This is a genomic window from Corallococcus sp. BB11-1 (genome assembly GCF_026626625.1).
Taxonomy (GTDB): Bacteria; Myxococcota; Myxococcia; order Myxococcales; family Myxococcaceae; genus Corallococcus; species Corallococcus soli.
Window position 1 is genome coordinate 156,014 of the sequence record NZ_JAPNJY010000029.1, and the last position, 16,988, is coordinate 173,001.

At 71.5% G+C, this 16,988-nt stretch carries 11 protein-coding genes; 2 read left to right on the forward strand and 9 right to left on the reverse strand.

From position 1 onward, the window contains the following. Positions 1-156: 156 nt before the first annotated feature. From OV207_RS25565 to OV207_RS25580, 4 genes are read right to left on the reverse strand one after another with little or no spacing between them, the layout of a single operon-like run. Positions 157-1,050, reverse strand: coding sequence for a CheR family methyltransferase (locus OV207_RS25565; protein ID WP_267557724.1), 894 nt, complete (start codon positions 1,048-1,050; stop codon positions 157-159). A gap of 4 nt (positions 1,051-1,054) precedes the next feature. After that, a complete protein-coding gene (locus OV207_RS25570) occupies positions 1,055-1,615 on the reverse strand; it encodes a chemotaxis protein CheW (RefSeq protein WP_267557725.1) in 561 nt (186 codons plus the stop codon). Between the two features lie 15 nt (positions 1,616-1,630). Continuing rightward, entirely contained in the window at positions 1,631-3,322 is a 1,692-nt protein-coding gene (locus OV207_RS25575) for a methyl-accepting chemotaxis protein (RefSeq protein WP_193347779.1), read from the reverse strand. A gap of 2 nt (positions 3,323-3,324) precedes the next feature. Then, on the reverse strand, positions 3,325-5,052 hold the full coding sequence (locus OV207_RS25580) for a chemotaxis protein CheA (RefSeq protein ID WP_267557726.1): 1,728 nt from the start codon (positions 5,050-5,052) through the stop codon (positions 3,325-3,327). Between the two features lie 547 nt (positions 5,053-5,599). On the opposite strand from OV207_RS25580, the gene OV207_RS25585 reads away from it, so the two are divergent. Both OV207_RS25585 and OV207_RS25590 read left to right on the forward strand, forming a co-directional pair. Beyond that, on the forward strand, positions 5,600-6,523 hold the full coding sequence (locus OV207_RS25585) for a hypothetical protein (RefSeq protein ID WP_267557727.1): 924 nt from the start codon (positions 5,600-5,602) through the stop codon (positions 6,521-6,523). Between the two features lie 282 nt (positions 6,524-6,805). Next, entirely contained in the window at positions 6,806-11,758 is a 4,953-nt protein-coding gene (locus tag OV207_RS25590) for a hypothetical protein (RefSeq protein ID WP_267557728.1), read from the forward strand. A 54-nt stretch (positions 11,759-11,812) separates the two neighbouring features. Here OV207_RS25590 and OV207_RS25595 read toward each other — a convergent pair whose 3' ends face one another. From OV207_RS25595 to OV207_RS25615, 5 genes are all read right to left on the reverse strand, one after another. Further along, positions 11,813-12,436 (reverse strand): hypothetical protein, encoded by a 624-nt coding sequence (locus tag OV207_RS25595; RefSeq protein WP_267557729.1) that lies wholly within the window; start codon positions 12,434-12,436, stop codon positions 11,813-11,815. Between the two features lie 147 nt (positions 12,437-12,583). Next, a complete protein-coding gene (locus tag OV207_RS25600; protein WP_267557730.1) occupies positions 12,584-14,272 on the reverse strand; it encodes an amidase in 1,689 nt (562 codons plus the stop codon). A 34-nt stretch (positions 14,273-14,306) separates the two neighbouring features. Further along, the gene (locus tag OV207_RS25605; RefSeq protein WP_193347773.1) at positions 14,307-15,134 is read right to left on the reverse strand and encodes a trypsin-like serine peptidase; all 828 of its coding nucleotides are present in this window, start codon (positions 15,132-15,134) and stop codon (positions 14,307-14,309) included. 105 nt (positions 15,135-15,239) lie between these two features. After that, on the reverse strand, positions 15,240-15,938 hold the full coding sequence (locus OV207_RS25610; protein ID WP_267557731.1) for a hypothetical protein: 699 nt from the start codon (positions 15,936-15,938) through the stop codon (positions 15,240-15,242). 166 nt (positions 15,939-16,104) lie between these two features. Then, positions 16,105-16,968, reverse strand: coding sequence for a hypothetical protein (locus tag OV207_RS25615; RefSeq protein ID WP_267557732.1), 864 nt, complete (start codon positions 16,966-16,968; stop codon positions 16,105-16,107). Positions 16,969-16,988: the final 20 nt, after the last annotated feature.

Below are 16,988 nucleotides of genomic sequence, written 5' to 3' on the forward strand. Positions count from 1 at the left end.
ATTCATGAACGACTGCGAAGACGTCGTGACGAGCAGCCTGCTGTCTCCCGCCTGGGGTTTGCCTCAGCCCGCGCGGCCCCCTGGCCGCGCACCGGGCGCTGGCGTCAGGGGTGCCCTGGAATTACGCGGCGCGGAAGCGGGGGGCGCGGCCCCAGCTCACTCGCGGGACAGCGCCGCGGGCCCCGGACGCGGCGTGTACACATTGGCGCTCACCGAGCGGGCCGCCGCCGTGATGCCGATGAGGCTCTCCGCGTGCCCGAGGAAGAAGTACCCCGTCTCCGGCAGGCGTTCGAGCAGCCCCTGGATGACTCGCGCGCGGGCCTCCGCGCCGAAGTAGATGAGCACGTTGCGGCAGAAGATGATGTCGAACCTGCCTTGCGGCCACGTGGCCGGGACATGCAGGTTCGCGCGGGCGAAGCGCAGGGGCTGGCGCACCTCCGGCCCCGCCATCATCAGCCCGTCCTGACTGCGCACACCACGCAGCATGTACTTGCGCAGCAGGTGCGGCGGGATGGTGCGCGCCCTCTCCATGCTCCAGAGCCCCTCCTCGGCGCGCTGGACGGCCCAGGTGGACAGGTCCGTGGCCACGAGCTCCAGGTTCCATCCGGACTCCCGGGGGAACGCCTCCAGGAGCGTCATCGCCAGCGAATAGGGCTCCTCGCCCGTGGAGCACCCGGCGCTCCAGACGCGGAGGCTCCGGGGTCGCCGCCCCTGGGCCCCCTGCGCGGCCCACTCCGGCAGGACGTGCTCTCGCAGCAGGTCGAAGTGCCGGGACTCGCGGAAGAAGGACGTCTCGTGGGTGCAGAGGCTGTCGAGCATCCGCACCTTCTCCGCTTCGTTCCCGCGCGTGGTGACGTACGCGTGGTACGCGGCGAACGAGCCCAGCCCCAGCTCACGCAGCCGCCGTGACAACCGGTTCGCCACCAGCGCGTTCTTGGCCATGGACAGGTGGATGCCCGTCTCCGCCTCCACCAGGTGCTGGAACAGCATCAGCTCCGAGTGCGACAGCGCGGGAGGCAACGCGTGCGACTCCGGTCCATGGGCGTTCATGGCCTCACCCGCTGCCCGGGACTTCCGGCGCCGGGGCCACGGACGCCGGAGGGGGCACCGGGGCCGTGGCCTCGTCGGCGGCGGTCGTCAGCCGCAGCAGCTCTTCCAACGACAGCAGCCGGTCCAGGTCCAGCAACAGGATGAACGCGTCGCCATGGCGGCCCATGCCCCGCAGGAACTCCAGCCGCACGCGGGTGCCGAAGGCCGGCGGGGGTTCGATGTCGTCGGGGCCCAGCTCCAGCACCTCGCGCACGGTGTCCGAGAGCAGCCCCAGCACCGTCTGCTGGCCGTCGAGCGACACCTCCACGATGACGAAACAGGACCAGCGGGTGATGGGCCGGGGCGGCAGGCCGAACTTCACGGCCAGGTCCACCACCGGCACCACGCTGCCGCGCAGGTTGATGACGCCCTGCACGGCGACGGGCATCCCCGGCACGCGGGTGATGGGGCGGTATTCGATGATCTCCCGCACCCGCAGGAGGCCCACGGCGTACTCCTCGCCCGCGAGCATGAAGCTCAGGTAGCTGGAGCGGTCGCCGCCGCCCGGTTCGATGGGTTGGTTCATGGTGGGCTGTCTCCCCTAGAACCGCTGGAAGTCCTGGTGGGCCGGGCCGTCCGCGCCGTTCTGGAGCCGGGACAGGGCGGAGACCGGGGACGCGCCGAGCGACCCCTGCGCCGCGGCCTGGAGGCCCCGGACGGGCGAGGCCGGCAGCCGGTGGCCCTGGGGCCGCGACGGGCTGGAGGGCGCGTTGAAGCCGAAGCCCTCCACCAACCGGAAGAACGTCATCATCTGCAGGAGGGACTCCGCCTGGGTGGCCATCTCCTCCGCGGTGGAGGACAGCTCCTCCGCGGCGGAGGCGTTGCGCTGGGTCACCTGATCCACCTGCGTCATCGCCCGGTTCATCTGCGACACGCCAATGGACTGCTCGCGCGAGGCGTTGGTCACCTGCTGCACCAGCTCCGACGTGCGGCGGATGGCGGGCACCAGCTCGGCCAGCAACTGGCCGCTGCGCTCGGCGACCTTCACGCTGGAGGAGGCCAGGCCGCCAATCTCCTTCGCGGCCTTCTGGCTGCGCTCGGCCAGCTTGCGCACCTCCGTGGCGACGACGGAGAAGCCCCGGCCGTGCTCTCCGGCGCGCGCGGCCTCCACGGCGGCGTTCAGCGCGAGCAGGTTCGTCTGGTAGGCGATCTCCTCCACGATGGAGATGCGCTCCGCGATGGCGTTCATCGCCTCCACGGTCTCCTTCACCGCGCGGCCGCTCTCCTCCGCGTCCCGGGCACCCTTCAGGGCCGTCTGCTCCATCTCCCGGCTGTTCTCCGAATTCTGGCGGATGCTCACGTTGAGCTGCTCCAGGCTGGCGGTGGTCTCCTCCACGGAGGCCGCCTGGGAGCTGGTGCCCTGCGACAGGCCCTGCGCCGCGGAGGCCACCTGGAGGGAAGCGGACGACAGCGAGCCCGCCGCGCCCCGCACCTCGCTGATGACGCCCGACAGCCGTTGGATCATGTCCCGCATGCCGCCCATCATCCGGCCCGTCTCGTCGGTGCCCCGGGCGGTGATGTTCGCCGTGAGGTCGCCGGCGGTCACCTGCGTCGTCACCCTCACGGCCTCGGTGAGCGGCTGCACGATGCTGCGGGTGAGCAGGAAGGACAGCAGCGCCGCGAGCAGCACGCCCACGACGCCGCCCATGATGATGACGTTGTACAGGTCCTGCGCCATCGCGGAGGTCCGGGTGGTGCGCTCGTGCAGCAGGGACGCCTCGTCGTCCGCCAGCTTGGTGAGCATCATCCGGATGCGGTCGGCGGTCTGCTTGCCGCGCGCGGCCTGCTCCACCGCGATGAGCTGGGCCATGTCACCGCGGCCCGCGGTGACGTCCCGGCGCTGGGCGATGAGCGGCTCCAGGTGCTGGGCCACCCACTGCTGCATCAGGTCGCGGATCTCCTGCTGGCGCTCCTGCTGGCGGCGGTCGCGCTGGGTGAGCTCGCGGATGCGGTCCAGGTTCTGCGACACGCTCAGCCGGGCCTGGTTGTAGGGCTCCAGGAACTTGTCGTCGCCGGTGATGAGGAAGCCGCGCTGCCCCGTCTCCAGGTCGGCCATGTCCCCCTCCAGGGTGCGCACGGCGATCATCATCTGCTGGCTCTCCGTGTCCCCCAGCGCGGAGACCGCGACCTTGTCGAGCGTCATGTAGACCACCGTTACGATGCCGATGATGATGGCGACCATCGCGCTGAAGGCGAACACCAGCTTCGCCGTGATGCTCAGGTTGTTGAACATGGCTACTCCGGAAGGGGGGACTGCCGTGAGGGCGCGCGGGGCGCGTCGGTGGGAGGAGGGAAATCCTGCGGGGAGGGCGGGGCTTCGGGGTGTTCGGAGGCGCGGTGGATGGCCCGGCGCACCAGGGAGGGCGTGTCCAGCAGCAGGCCCACGCGCCCGTCGCCCAGGATGGTGGAGCCGGAGATGCCGGGGATGCCCTGGAAGAGCTTGCCCAGCGGCCGGATGACCCGCTGGCCCTCCCCCTGGAGTTCGTCCACCGCCAGGCCCACCATGCCATCCGGGTGCTTGAGTACGACGACGTTCTCCCGGGCCGGCAGCCCACCGCCCAGGTCGAAGACCTGACGCAGCCGCAGGTACGGCAGCGGCTGGCCGCGCAGCGACAGGACGCCGGACGCCTGGGTGGTGCGCTCGTCGGCGGGGACCTCCATGCACTCCTGCACGCCTTCGATGGGGACGACGTAGACCTGGTCGCCCACGCCCATGGCGAAGCCCTGGATGACGGCGAGCGTGAGGGGCAGGCGCAGGGTCAGGGTGGTGCCCCGGCCCTCCTGGCTCTGGATGGACACGGAGCCGCGCAGCGCTTCAATGTCCCGGCGCACCACGTCCATGCCCACGCCGCGGCCGGACAGCTCCGTCACGGAGGCGGCGGTGGAGAAGCCGGGCTCGAAGATGAGGCGCAGGAGCTCGTCGTCGCGCAGCCGCTCGGGGGCCGTGACCAGGCCCCGCTCCCGGGCGCGCTCGCGCACCTTGTCCCGCTGGATGCCCCGGCCGTCGTCGGTCAGCTCCACGACGACGCTGCCCGCGTCATGGAAGGCCCGCAGCCGCAGGTGCCCGCGCGGGTCCTTGCCCGCGGCCCGCCGCTCGTCGGGCGACTCGATGCCGTGGTCCAGCGCGTTGCGCAGCAGGTGGAGCAGCGGGTCGCGCAGCGCATCCAGCACCGCGGTGTCCAGGGTGGCGTCCTCGCCCTCCAGCTCCAGCAGGGCCTGCTTGTGCTGGGAGCGCGCCAGGTCGCGCACGGTGCGCAGGTGCTGGCGGAACAGCGGCCCCACCGGGACCATCCGGACCTTCATCACCTCTTCCTGGAGCTCCTCGAAGAGCGGATCCATCTCCCGCTGCTGCGCGAGCGCATCCTCCCAGCTCGCGCCGGACTCCTCCGCGCGGGACAGGAACTGCGTCATGCGCCCCCGGGCCACGGACAGCTCCGCGGTGAGGGTGACGATGCGGTCCAGGCGCTCCAGGTCCATCCGCGAGCGGCCCCGCTTCACCCCGGGGTTGTCCTGGATGCGCGGGAGGCTGGCTGGCGCCGGAGCGCAGGCCGCCTCCGGAGCGGGATGGGGGCTGGCGCCCTGCTTGAGCCGCGCCAGGTGCGCCCGGTGGACCGCGCCCAGCGAGTCCACGCCGGCGAGCGACGCCCGGCTCAGGTCCCGCAGGTGGTCCACGGCGCCCAGCAGGAGCGACACCCGCTCCTCGTCCACCGCCACGCGCCGGTCGATGAGCGCCTGGAGGAGGTCCTCCACGCCGTGCGTGTAGTCCGTCACCGCCTGGAAGCCGAGCGAGCCCGCGGCGCCCTTCAGCGTGTGCGCCCCGCGCAGGATGGCCTGGAGCAGCGAGTCCGCGGGAGCCACCTCGAGCGCGATGAGGTTCTCCTCCATGGAGGCGACCAGGCCCTCGGCCTCGTCCGAGAAGATGCCCAGCACCTTCTCCCACTCCGCGGTGGCTTCCGATGTCATGTCCCCCGGTCCCATCGTCAGCGCGTCCATCCCGCACGGGGCGGAGCTGGATCAGGCGAGGGGATGTCGTGGGGATGCTTCCGGGTCAGCCGCTTTCGGGCGGAGGCCATGGAGACTCAACGAGACGATGGGTGGGTACCAGGCCCCTTCGGGAGTACAGACACACGAACCCCCGTCCTCACCAATGTGAGCCATTGCCGTGGGGTGGGCCGACCGCCACGAAGAGGACTGAATCCAGAAATCAACAGTACCAACAATGTGTCCTGAAAACAACGCGACCCAAGATTTCATGCACAACTGGAATCAACAGGTAGGGCCGGTTTTCTGAAGGCAAGACTGTACAGGTCAGGGCCGTGAAGACACCCCCTCCGCGCCCGCTCGGCCTCTTCATGAATAATCATGTTTCGCGGGAATATTTGAACAATCCGCCCTCCCCACCTGGCAGGTGGAGGGGCGCCTCGCCCCCAGGAAGGCTGACGCCTTGCGACAAATCCTCTCACACGGGCAGTGATTGACTCGCCACGGGAAAGAGCCTTTTGATTCGCGAATGCTAAATCAAACCTCGGAGTACCAATCCTGCATCCAGAGCTCGGAGAAGGTTTCCTGGCGTCTTGATGAGCTGTTGCCCAAGGACACCGTCCTGGATTTCAACCACCGGTTCCTTTCGGATGCGTTGACGGGGACGGAGGCCATTCCCTTCCTGAACGCCGAGGAGCGGTTGCTGCTGAATCACATCCGCTCCAACAGCTATGCGCACCTGTTCCTGTTCCTGGAGGAGTACGCCGTGGCCCTGGCCGCCCAGCGCGCCGGCCTGGAGCTGCACGGCAACGCGACGCACATGCGCGCGCTCCTGCGCTTCACGGAGGAGGAGCTGAAGCACCAGCAGCTCTTCGCGCGCTTCACCGGCGCGTTCGCCCGGGGGTTCAAGGTCGTCCCCGCCCTGCTCGACAACCACGTCGAGGTGGCGCGGGCCATCATGACGAAGTCGAACCTGGGGGTGCTCATCTTCAACCTGCACCTGGAGCTGATGACCCAGCAGCACTATCTGGAGACGGTCCGCGGCAACAAGACCGAGACGCTAAATCCGCTGTTCTGCAACCTGCTCAAGCACCACTGGCTCGAAGAGGCGCAGCACACCCGGCTGGACTTCCTGGAGGCGCAGAAGATCCTCGCCCGGGAGCCCGACACCCTGGACGCGGCCCTCTCGGAGTACGCGGAGCTGCTCCAGGCGCTGCGGGGGACGTTGAGCGCCCAGCTCGCGCTGGATCTCCAGACGCTGGAGAAGGCGGTGGGGCGCGCGTTCACGCCGGAGGAGCACAAGCACCTGTCCGAGTCCCAGGAGCGTTCGTATGTCTGGGGTTTCATCGGAATGGGGATGAAGGCGCCCCTCTTCCTCTCGCGCCTGCGCGCGCTCTCCCCCATCGCCGAGCAGCGCGTCCTGGAGCTGGCGCCGACGTACTACTGCGATTGAGACGGGCTTCGGGGCCGCCGCCTTGCCCGTGGCGGTCCCGACGGCCGCCCCCTTTCGAGGCCGGCGGCCCCAGATTCTCCGGATTCGAGAGGGCTGGCGCGGGTGACAGTGTCACCAGGGGGGCGACCCACGTGTGAGGGCTCCCCGCTATGCTGACGGCCCATGATCTGTCCAGTCTGTGCGGAACTCCGCGCCACCGCCCCAGAGGCCTCATGTCCTGAGTGCGGCGCCACGCTCGTGCCCGCCACGGGGCCGCACCTCGAGGACTTCGTTCGGGTCCTGTTGCGACGGCGCATCGAGCGCTGGCGCTTCGACGGGCTGGTGGACGCGGACACCGCCCACCGGCTTGAAGCGTCGCTCGACGCGCCCCCGGAGGCCGCCGTCACGGAGGCCGAGCCGGTCGCGACGCCCCCGGTGGTGCCCTCCGAGGACGCGTCGGTGCGCGTGGAGGCCTGGGCGGAGGACGTGGCCACGTCGTTTCGTCGCGCGGGGGGATGGCGGCCGGGTTGGGTGGCCGCCCTCGCGCACTCGCTGGACGCGGCGGCGAAGGCGGAGCGGGAGCAGGCCGCGCTGAGACATGCCGCCGCGCTGAAGGCCTCTTCGGGCCGCCGGGAGGACTCCAGCGAGGAGGAGCTGGGCTCGGCGCTGGGTTCGGGGCAGGCGCTGTTCTCCCAGGGGCTCATGGGCTCGCTGGGAGGCGGGCTGGAGGCCATGGTCGCGCTCGACGAGGGCGAAGGCGCGCCCCGCCTCCACGAATACATCTGGTGGTTCCTGGGCGCGGTCCTGGTGCTGGGCGGCTCGCTCATGGGGGTGCGCGAGGCGTGGCGGGCCCTGGGCGGCGTGCCCCGGCAGCTCATCGTCACGGGCGCGCTGTTCGGCTACCACGCGGCCTTCATCGGACTGGGGGTGTTCCTGTCGCGGCGCTCGCTGTCGGCCGGGCGCGTCCTGGCGGGCATCGGCCTGGCCCTGCTGCCGGTGGTGTTCGTCGCGCTGTCGGCGCTGGTGGCGCTGTCGCCAGTCCTGGGCGTCCCCGTCGCGCTGGGGGTCGCGGCCGTCGGGCTCCTGCCGTTGAGGAGCGCGGGGCGGCTGTTGCATGGGGCGTCCGCCACGTCGCTCGCGGTGGCGCTGTTCCCGTCGCTGCTGGCGGGGCTTCCGTTGATGGGCCTGGACGACGCGCCCTGGTTGCGAACGCTGTGCGCGTCCGCCGGGGTGGTGGCGCTCGGGGCCACGGTGTGGCGCGCGCGCGGGGCGTCCCCGGCCAAGTCGGGGTTCGTCAGCGCGGGCGCGGCGCTCTATGGCGCGCTCTGCCTGGCGGTCTTCTGCGTGGCGAGCGCGCCCTTCGGGTTCGAGGAGCTGGAGCCAGGCAGCCCCCTGTTCGCGGGTCTCACGCTCTGGGCGATGGCGCTGGCGTCCGTGGTGGCGATGGCCGCGTCCACGGAGTCCGTCCGGGAGGCGCATCCGCGCGCGGGTCCGGTGTTCGAAACGCTGGCGCACGCGGTGGTGGCCAGCGGCGCGCTCGCCGGAGCCCTGAGCGGGTTCTCCGTCATGCCGGGTGACGACGCCTGGGTGGACGTGGCGTCCGCGGGCGCGCCCGTGCTGGCCGCGCTGCTCTTCTTCCTGCTGGAGTACCGGCGCCGGGCGCTGGTGCATCCGGGGGTCCTGGCCGCGCTGCTCGCGGGGGCGCTGCTGGCGCGCACGTTGGCGCCCCTGGAACCCTCATGGTGGGGCTTCGGGGCCGCGGCCGTGGCCTCCGCGTTGCTGCTCGTGGCGCGCACGACCGTGGCCAGCGGCCTGCGCATCCGGCTGCTCGCCTGGGGCGTCGTGGCATCCCTCGCGGCGATGCCCGCCGTCGCGGTGCTGTCGTGGGACCCGGGCGTCAGCGGCTTCTGGCCCCAGGCGCTGACAGGGCTGAGCGTCGCGGTCGCGGCCCACGTCGCGGGGGGGCGGCGCTGGCGGGGCCTCCACTACCTGGGCGGAGTCGCCGCGCTCTTCGGGGCGCTGGCGTTCGTCGCTGGGACACCGTGGCTCGCCTCGGACGTGGCGAGCCTCGCCGTCTTCGCGCTCGCGGCCGGGGGCTACGGCCTCGCGGGGCTCGCGCAGGAGGGGTGGACCCGGCGCACCGGCTGGGGCGACGCGCTCAGGCCCCTGGAGGACCTGTCGCTGGGGATGGCCGCGCTCGGGGTGGCGCTCGCCGTGGGCGTGTCCCCTGCCCTGCCGGACGTCCTTGCTTCGGTCGAGGGAGCCAGCCTCCGCGCGCTGCTCGGCTGCGCGCCCACGGCCCTGGCCACGGCGGTGTTGCTGCTGCGCCTGCGCAGGGACGCGAGCCGGGTCGTGGGCTTCGTCGCGGCCTCCGGGCTCGCGCTCGCGGTGTCGCAGGCGATGGGCACCGTCTCCGACTTCACCTCGGTGCGCGCCGCCCTCGTGGCCGCGTCCCTGGGGTTCGGCTTCGCGGTCATCGCGGCCCTGCGTGGTCGCGGCCCCGGCGCCGGGGAGACGCTGAAGGCGAAGGGGCGACGGCTGGTGGACCTCCTCCCCCTGCCGTTCGGGGCGCAAGGGCGCCCGCTCTTCACGGATGGGTTCGCGGCGGCGGCGCTCGTGCAGGTCGGCGTCGCGGCGCTCACGCTCGTGAACTGGGTCCCCGTGCCCGCCGACGCAGAGCGGCCCGGGTTCCTGCTCGCGGGAGGGCTGCTCGTGGCCACCGCGCTCCTGGCCTTCGTGTCGCGCGGCTTCGTGGCGTTCGCCTTGCGTGGCTCGGTGGTGACGCTCGCCGCGGGCGGAGGGTTCATCGCGCTGGCCGCGATCATCAACCGGGCTGGACGGCCGCTTCCGCCCGACGTGAGCGCCTGGCGCCTGCCGCTCATCGGCATCGCGCTGTGGGCGCTGGCGCTGGCGACGCGGCGCTTCGGTCCGTGGCTCGGCCGGCGCCTGGAGAACCCGCTGCATGGACCGCTCTACCACGCGGTGCCGCGCCTGGGCGTGGCCGCGCTGGTCGTCGTCCTCTTGCGCTCCGCCGTGCGGGTGGGGTGGCCGGGTCCATCCTTCGCGCTGGGCGTGGTGCCCCCGCTCCTGGTGCTGGGCCCGGCGCTGCTGACGCTGTTGCTGGCGGCCTCGTTCCGCGCGCGGCCCCTGGCGTACCTGGGCCTGCTGCTGGGGCTCCCCGGTGCCGCGCTCTGGGCCGCGCAGAAGGCCCTGCTCGGGGCCCCGTTGATGGCGCTGAGCCCTCCGGACGGGCAATGGGTGCTCGCCACGCCGGTGGTGCTCACCGGGCCGTACGAGCTGGTGTGGCTCCAGCCGTCGACCTGGCTGGCCCCGGGGGACACGCTCTTCCTCTCCTGGCAGCGGGCGTTCGCGGGCATCGCCGCCGCCGGACTCGTCTATGCGGGGGCGGCCATCGCGGTGGCGGGCCTGGGCGCGGGGCGCGCCTTCGTGCGCCGCCTGATGCTCTGGCCTGACGACCAGGACCTCCCCGAGCCCTTCCTCCAGGTCCTGCGCCAGTGCGCCATCACGGCCGTGGGGCTCGTGGCGGCGGCGGCGTTCTTCCAGCCCGGGATTGCCTCGGCGGGGCTCGCCTTCGCGACGGGGGCCGTGCTGTTCAGCGGGGGGGCGCGCAAGGCCGGGCGTGTCGTCCTGGGCGGCGGGCTGCTGCTGCTCGTCCATGCCCAGGCCCACCGCGCGGCCTTCTTCGAGGCGTGGCCCGGGCCCACGCTCGCGTTGCTGGGGCTGGGCGTGATGGCGCTCGGTCCGTGGGTCGCGCGGCGGCGGGGCTTGGACGAGGGCAAGACGCGCCTTCGCACCCAGCTGGCCGTGCTGCCCTTCCTCCTCTCCGGGGCGGCGTACGCGCTGGCCGTGACGGGTGAGACGGGGCCGACGCTGGCCGTGCCCACCCTGCTGTGGCGGATGCTGCTGGGCATGGGGGGGACGTGGATGGTCTCCGCCGCCCATCCGCTGACGCTCGCGCTCATCGCCGCGACGCTGCTCATCGCGGCGTTCCAATGGCGGGGCGCGCTCGCGGGCTTCATCGCCAGCACCGCGACGATGCTGCTGGGAGGCGCCGCCGTCTGCGCGCTGATGGCCTTCATCGTGATCAGCGCGAGCGGGTCAGGATGGGCGCCGGGCTACCGGAGCCTTTTCACGGTCTCCGGAGCGGCGCTGGCCCTGGCCGCCGCGGGGAGCGCCCTGGCGCTGCACGTCGCCCAGCGCGTCACCGCGCGGTACAGGGGCGATGTGGCGGGTGGAATGCGCTGGGGGCGCGACCTGTGGCTGGTGGCGACCGGGGTGCTGCTCGCCATCGTCGCGGTGGAGGGGCAGGCCACGCAGGAGGCCCTGCCCCTGGCGCTCGCGGCCATTGGACTGGCGGTCGGCGTGTCCCTGCACTGCGCCTGGCGCGAGCACACCGGACGGCACGTGTACTTCGTGCAGGTGTCGGTGGTGGGCGTCTACGCGCTGGTGCGAGGCCTGTACGCGCAAGGGCTTCGCCGCGAACACGACGCGCTCTTCGCGCTGTCGCTGGGCTTCGTGCTGGTGGGCGTGACGGTGCTCGCGCGCAGGGCGGGCGTGCGCCCCGTGGAGCGGGCGACGCGGCGCTTCGCGGCGCTGCTGCCCATTGGCATGGCGCTGGTGCTCCCCGGTGACGCGACGGGCGAGGCCGCCCTGCTCGCGGGTGGCTCCGGCCTGCTGTACGCGGCGCTGGGCGCGGTGGAGCGCAGCCGGATGTTCGGCGCGTTCGCGGCGGCCGCCTGCAACCTGGCGCTGCTCATCGCCGCGCTCGCGTTCGGGCTGGAGGGCCTGGAGGTATACCTGGCACCGCTGGGCCTGCTGCTGCTCATGATGGGGCAGCTCTTCACGTCCAGCCTTCCCCAGGCGGCCCGCAACGCGGTGCGCATCCTGGGGGGCCTGCTGCTGTACGTGCCCGCGGCGGCCAAGCTGGCCATGCGGATGGGCGAGTCGGAGGACGGGACGTATGCGCTCGTCTTCGGGGCGGTGTGTCTGCTCGGCGTGGCGCTGGGGATGGCCTTGCAGATCCGCGCCTACCTGGCGCTGGGGACGCTGTTCCTCACCCTGGACGTGGTGGCCAACCTGCTCGACGCGGGCCTGCGGGATCACCGCATCGGCTTCCTGGTGATGACGCTCACCGGGCTCACCATCGTGGGCGGCCGGGTGCTGGCGACCGTCAAGCGGCAGGAATGGGAGTTCCTGGTGCGGCGCGTGCGCGTGCAGCTGCGCGGCTGGGATTGAGGAGGCCCCGGGCGGGTGCGATGCGAGGCGGGCACCCGCCGCTCAAGCTCCGGCTCACTGGACGACGGGCGCGCGGAACAGCTCGCCTTCGCGGCCCTCCAGCACCAGGCTCCCTTCGTCCGAGCTGCCCACGCGCAAGGCCGCCCGCGTCTGGCCGCGACGGTCCACCAGGCGCAGGCCGGGCTGGCCATGCTCGTCCGCGCCCAGGATGGCGCGGGGGCGGCCATCCGCGTCCGCCAGCTCCAGCCGCGATGAGCCGTCCACCTGGAGCCCCACGGAGAACAGGTCCACGCCGCCGGACTTGGACAACGTCAGGCGGGGGGCCTCGTCGGAGAACACCGTGAGCTCGGCCAGCGACTCGCCCTCCGCGGTGGAGAAGCGGAGATGGGGCGAGTCGTCCGTGCCCACGCCCAGCAGCGCCCGGGGACGGCCCGCACTGTCGTGCAGGACCAGGGACGCGCCGCCCCCCTTGTTCGTGTCCAGCGTGGCCCGGGTGCGGCCCTTCGCATCCGTGAGCACCAGGCGGGAGGCGACAACCTCTCCTGCGGGCGGCACCGGGCTCCGGAGGGCCGCGGCCCCCAGGCCCAGGACGGCCAGGACCAGCGCGGCGCCGGTGAGTCCCTGCAACCGCCGGAGGCGGGCTTCCAACCGCTCCAGGCGCGCGTCGTGTGAATCCATCCCGGTGTCGCCTCCTGTCCGCGCCACCCTGGCGGGACGAAGCCAAGGCTAACAAATGCCGGATGCGCGCGGGCCCCGCGGTCGGGCCGGGACGCAGCGCCCGCGACCGGGTGTGGAGGGCCCGACGTTCGCGTCAGGCCCGCGCCCTCAGGGAAGGACGCTCACGTGGATGCCCGGCGTGCGGCGCTCCACCGCGCGCTCCACCACGCGCCCCAGGCGCAGCAGCAGGTGCTCTTCGAACGGCCGCCCCATGAGGTGCACGCCCACGGGAAGGCCCGCGCGATCAAAGCCCGCCGGCACCGACAGGGCCGGGCAGCCCGTGAGGTTCGCCAGGCGGATGAAGCGCATCAGCGCGTCCACCACCGGCAGGTTCGACTCGCCGTCGGGGAGCGTGGCTTCGGGGATGGCCGGGGCGGTGGTGGCCGTCGTCGGGGTGATGATGACGTCCACGTCCGCCATGACGGACAAGAGCTCCCGGGTCAGTCGGTGCCGGTGCCGCAGGGCGTGGACGAAGTCCGTGGCCCGGAAGCGCCGCCCCAGCGCCAGGTTGGTGCGCGAGTCGAGGCCGAACACGGACGCCTTCGCCTTCAGTTGGGGGAGCATCGCCTCGGTCATCTCACTCAGGATGATGCAGCTGTGCGTCCAGAGGAGGGTGTTGAGGTCGGGCGGTGGAATCTCCACCACCGTGGCGCCCGCGTCGGTGAGGGCCCGCACCGCCTCCCGGCACCGGGCCACCACGTCCGCGTCGGCGTCCTCGAAGTGGGGCGTGCAGAGCCCCAGGCGGATGCCCTTCAGCGCGCCGTCCTCGTAGCCTGACAGGTGGTGCGCGGGTTGCTGCCGCGCGACGACGTCATGTCCGTCCGGGCCGGAGAGAATCGCATACATCGCCGCGACGTCGTCCACGGTGAGGCCCATGGGACCGACGTGCGCCACGTTCCAGCACAGCGGTGGCACGCCGGTCTCCGGGATGCGCCCCCATGTGGCCTTGAGTCCGACGATGCCGCAGAGCGCGGCGGGGATCCGGATGGAGCCTCCGCCGTCCGCGCCGATGCTCAGCGGACACAGGCCCGCCGCCACGACGGCGCCCGAGGCGCTGGAGCTTCCGCCGGTGATGTGGCCCCGGTTCCACGGGTTGCGCGCGGCGCCGTGATGAGGGTTCAACCCGATGGGGTTGATGCCAATCTCATTCATGTTGGCCTTGCCCAGGATGATGGCGCCCGCGGCCTTCAGGCGCGCGGCCACCGTCGAATCGGCCGTGGCCACCTGCGTGCGGAACGTCGTGCCCAGCGACGTGGGGAAGCCCGCCAGGTCCACCTCGTCCTTCAGGACGACGGGCACGCCATCCAGCACGCTCAAGGGCCTGCCCGCGCGCAGCCGCTCCCCCGCCGCCTCCGCGGCCCGCAGCACCTCCTCCGGCTTGCGCGCGATGAAGAGGCCCAGGCGGTCCGCGCCACCGTCCAGCCGCTCGATGGCCTCGTGGAGCCTTCGCACCACGGTGACGGGCTCCGTCCCGCCGTCACGGTAGGCCCGCGCGAAGGCCGCGACCGTCTCCCGCTTCGGCTCCCGCTTCGGCTCCGAAGTAGACGCGGCGACCGCGCGCGCGGCCTGCTCCTGTGGCGTCTGGGATTCCGTCGGCGGCGCACCGGGCGGCAGCGGATACTGGATGGGCGGCGCATCTCCGGCGGACAGCTCCCGCCAGACGTCAATGCCGCTGTCCCGCAGCAACTTCTCCACCAGCGCGGGCCCGACGCCGCCCCGCTCCAGCGTGTTGACGAAGGCCTTGAGGGCCATGCCTGAGAGACGCGGCGCCTTCACCGGGGGGCGTTGATAGGACATGGGCACAGCCTACCGCGACGCGCCCCACCCCGGGTCAATCCATGTCGGAGACGTAGGCCGCGGTGCCCGAGTGATCGATGTTGCTGTTGTCGTAGGTCGCGTGACTGTAGCCGCCGCCGTCCTTCCCGTCGGCGAACTCGTTGGGCCAGCCGCCGCCCGTGAAGATTCCCAGCACCTTGCCCTTCCAGAACACGGGCGAGCCGGAGTTGCCGGAGACCCCGCTGAGCCAGGTGTCGAAGGTGCTGCGATCGCGGTGGGGATCGGCGGCAGCGACCGTCCCTTCGGTGTACTTCAACGGCTGCCCCAGGGGGTGGCCCAGCATCTGGATCAGATCGCCGTTCGCCACCGTCCTTGCCTCCGCCTTGCTCGCCTGATCCAGGATGAGCTTCGTCTCGAAGTACCCTTCGATGGTGAGCACCGCCGTGTCGTGGGCGGTCATCTCGCGCGCCTTGATCTTGTAGACCTTGTAGGTGAAGGAGGAGCGGCTGCTCGACTTCCGGTAGTACCCCGTGACGAAGCGGAGGTCGGTCACCTTCGCGCCATCCACCTCCTCAAGAAGGCTGATGACGTTGTGACCGGCGGTCGCGATCTGGCTGCGGTTGTAGACCCACGCCGTCCCCACCATCCACACCGCGGGTTCGTTGGCGAGCGCATCACACAACCGGCCGCCCTTGATGCCATCCGGGTAGTGGGGCTGGCTGAAGTACTTCTGGGACGTGCTCAACGTGAGGCCCGACGCGCCAATGAACTTCTGCCCCTGGATGCAGAGCAACCCCACGGAGTCCGCCAGGTCGGTGATGGAGGAGGACTCACCCGCTGCCTCATAGATGTCCGCAGGGTAGTTGCCATTGAAGATCGCCATGCGGCCATCTTGTTCCCGGTCCCGCGTCCGCACCAGCCTTCCAGGCGTCCCGCCACGGCCGAGCCCCTCGCCCAACCCGACGCGTCGGGGCTGGATGCGCCAGGGCTACCGCGTTGCGCGGAGCGTCAGTCGGAGGGGGAAGCGCTCTTCAATGCCGGGCAGGAACAGGGGCCGCCCTTCACGCGCGGCCTGGATCGCCTTGCGGAAGTCGAGGTCGCCATAGGCATCCAGCACCGCCGGATCGAAGCTGTGGACCCCATCCCCGACCCCTTCGTTCTCGATGTCTGGCGCGAGTGATTCATACATGCGCAGCGGCGCATGGATCAGGGACTGGACACCGCCCTCGGCGTACACCCCGGCGGTCGTGTCCAGGAAGATGGCCCTCGCCCGGATTTCTCCTGCGGCCATGAGGACGGCATTGTGGTCCCCATACTGGCCGAAGAGTTCTCCCTCCACGCGCACCGAGCCTTCCACGAAGACCCGCGCCCCGTTGCCGAACGACAGGGTCCGCGCTTCCAGGTCGCCCCGGACGATCACGAGGCCGGGCTGATAGTCGTCCGTCCACAGGTGCAGATGGCCTGTCGTCCTGAGCGGGCCCTCCACCAGGACGACGTAGGGGCCGTTCCCCGTGTCGATTTCTTCTGGAGCATCAAGGCCCGCGGCGAGGAGCCGCACAGCACCGGGAGCGCGCTCGAAGGCGTCGAGCTCCGGCGCCCAGCGATGCGAGCGCAGACGTGCGCGGAGTTCCAGGAGGGTCGTCGCTTCACCCAGGGCGTCGAGTCGGTTCGGGGGCACGAAGCCCATTCAACACGAAAGTCACGGCGCCCGGGCCAGGAGGTCGTGGTCGAAGAGGACGTGGCTGGGAACTGGAACAGCAGACCCGCGCGAGCGGGCTCAGGCAGGGAGACAGGCGCATCCGAAACGGCGTCATGGCTTCACGCTCCGAATGCGCCATCGGGGTTGCTCGCGTCTACCAGGGACGGGGGCTGCCGCAGCTGTACCCCGGGCCGTTGATGAAGCGCGACACGGCGCGGCCGTTGGCGTCCGCCGCGGCGGTCTGCCGCACGCTCAACGGAATCCACCACTGCGACTGGTCCGCCACGTCGCAGAGGAACTCCACCTGCACCTGATGGGGAGAGTGGAAGCGGCTGGCCGTCCCGTTGTTCTCCCACATGGCGCCAAAGGCATACTTGCTGATGCCATGGAAGTAGAAGTAGTCACAGCTGCTGAGGGTGCAGGCGCCCTGGGGCCCGGGCCGGTGGCCGCCGGTGTTGCCATTGTGGATGTTGTACTTGTCGAAGTTGGCGTGCCAGCCCTCGTGCATGTAGTCACCCGCGCGGGAGGCCGGGTTGGAGTTGATGGCGCTCGAGTTGTAGACCGGGCACGCGGTCTCCACCTTGTCCTTGTCCCATGGCCAGAACCGGGGGATGAACGTGCCCAGGACATCCGTGCGGTCGGAGATGCCGTGGTAGAGGCTGTCGTGGAAGTTGCTGCTGGGCGCCTCCGCCGTGCCCCGGTAGTCCTCCGTACCGTGGAACGACTGGGCGAAGTTGTCCTCCATGCCGTACGTCAGCAGATAGGCCGCGTTCCAGTGCTTGGGGAACTCGAGCGACACGTTGCAGGCGTCACTCCAGCCGCGGTTGCTCCATTCCCCACCCTTCAGGCCGTAGGCCCGGTACTGCCACAGGTAGAAGTCCCGCCAGCAGCCGTGGGTGCTCCAGAGGTCCCGGTCCGCCTGGCTCGCACCTGTCTGGACACAGACGGCGCCGGCTTCGGCTCCCAGGCCCAGGGCCAGGAGGGACGACATCAGGGTCATGCATTGCTTGAGATTCATGGGCGTTCTCGCTCCCCGGT

Excerpts from the sequence above, each read along its gene's own strand:
- OV207_RS25565 (WP_267557724.1), bottom strand. The coding sequence starts at position 1,050 with ATGAACGCCCATGGACCGGAGTCGCACGCGTTGCCTCCCGCGCTGTCG.
- OV207_RS25570 (WP_267557725.1), bottom strand. The coding sequence starts at position 1,615 with ATGAACCAACCCATCGAACCGGGCGGCGGCGACCGCTCCAGCTACCTG.
- OV207_RS25575 (WP_193347779.1), bottom strand. The coding sequence starts at position 3,322 with ATGTTCAACAACCTGAGCATCACGGCGAAGCTGGTGTTCGCCTTCAGC.
- OV207_RS25580 (WP_267557726.1), bottom strand. The coding sequence starts at position 5,052 with ATGACATCGGAAGCCACCGCGGAGTGGGAGAAGGTGCTGGGCATCTTC.
- OV207_RS25585 (WP_267557727.1), top strand. The coding sequence starts at position 5,600 with ATGCTAAATCAAACCTCGGAGTACCAATCCTGCATCCAGAGCTCGGAG.
- OV207_RS25595 (WP_267557729.1), bottom strand. The coding sequence starts at position 12,436 with ATGGATTCACACGACGCGCGCCTGGAGCGGTTGGAAGCCCGCCTCCGG.
- OV207_RS25600 (WP_267557730.1), bottom strand. The coding sequence starts at position 14,272 with ATGTCCTATCAACGCCCCCCGGTGAAGGCGCCGCGTCTCTCAGGCATG.
- OV207_RS25605 (WP_193347773.1), bottom strand. The coding sequence starts at position 15,134 with ATGGCGATCTTCAATGGCAACTACCCTGCGGACATCTATGAGGCAGCG.
- OV207_RS25610 (WP_267557731.1), bottom strand. The coding sequence starts at position 15,938 with ATGGGCTTCGTGCCCCCGAACCGACTCGACGCCCTGGGTGAAGCGACG.
- OV207_RS25615 (WP_267557732.1), bottom strand. The coding sequence starts at position 16,968 with ATGAATCTCAAGCAATGCATGACCCTGATGTCGTCCCTCCTGGCCCTG.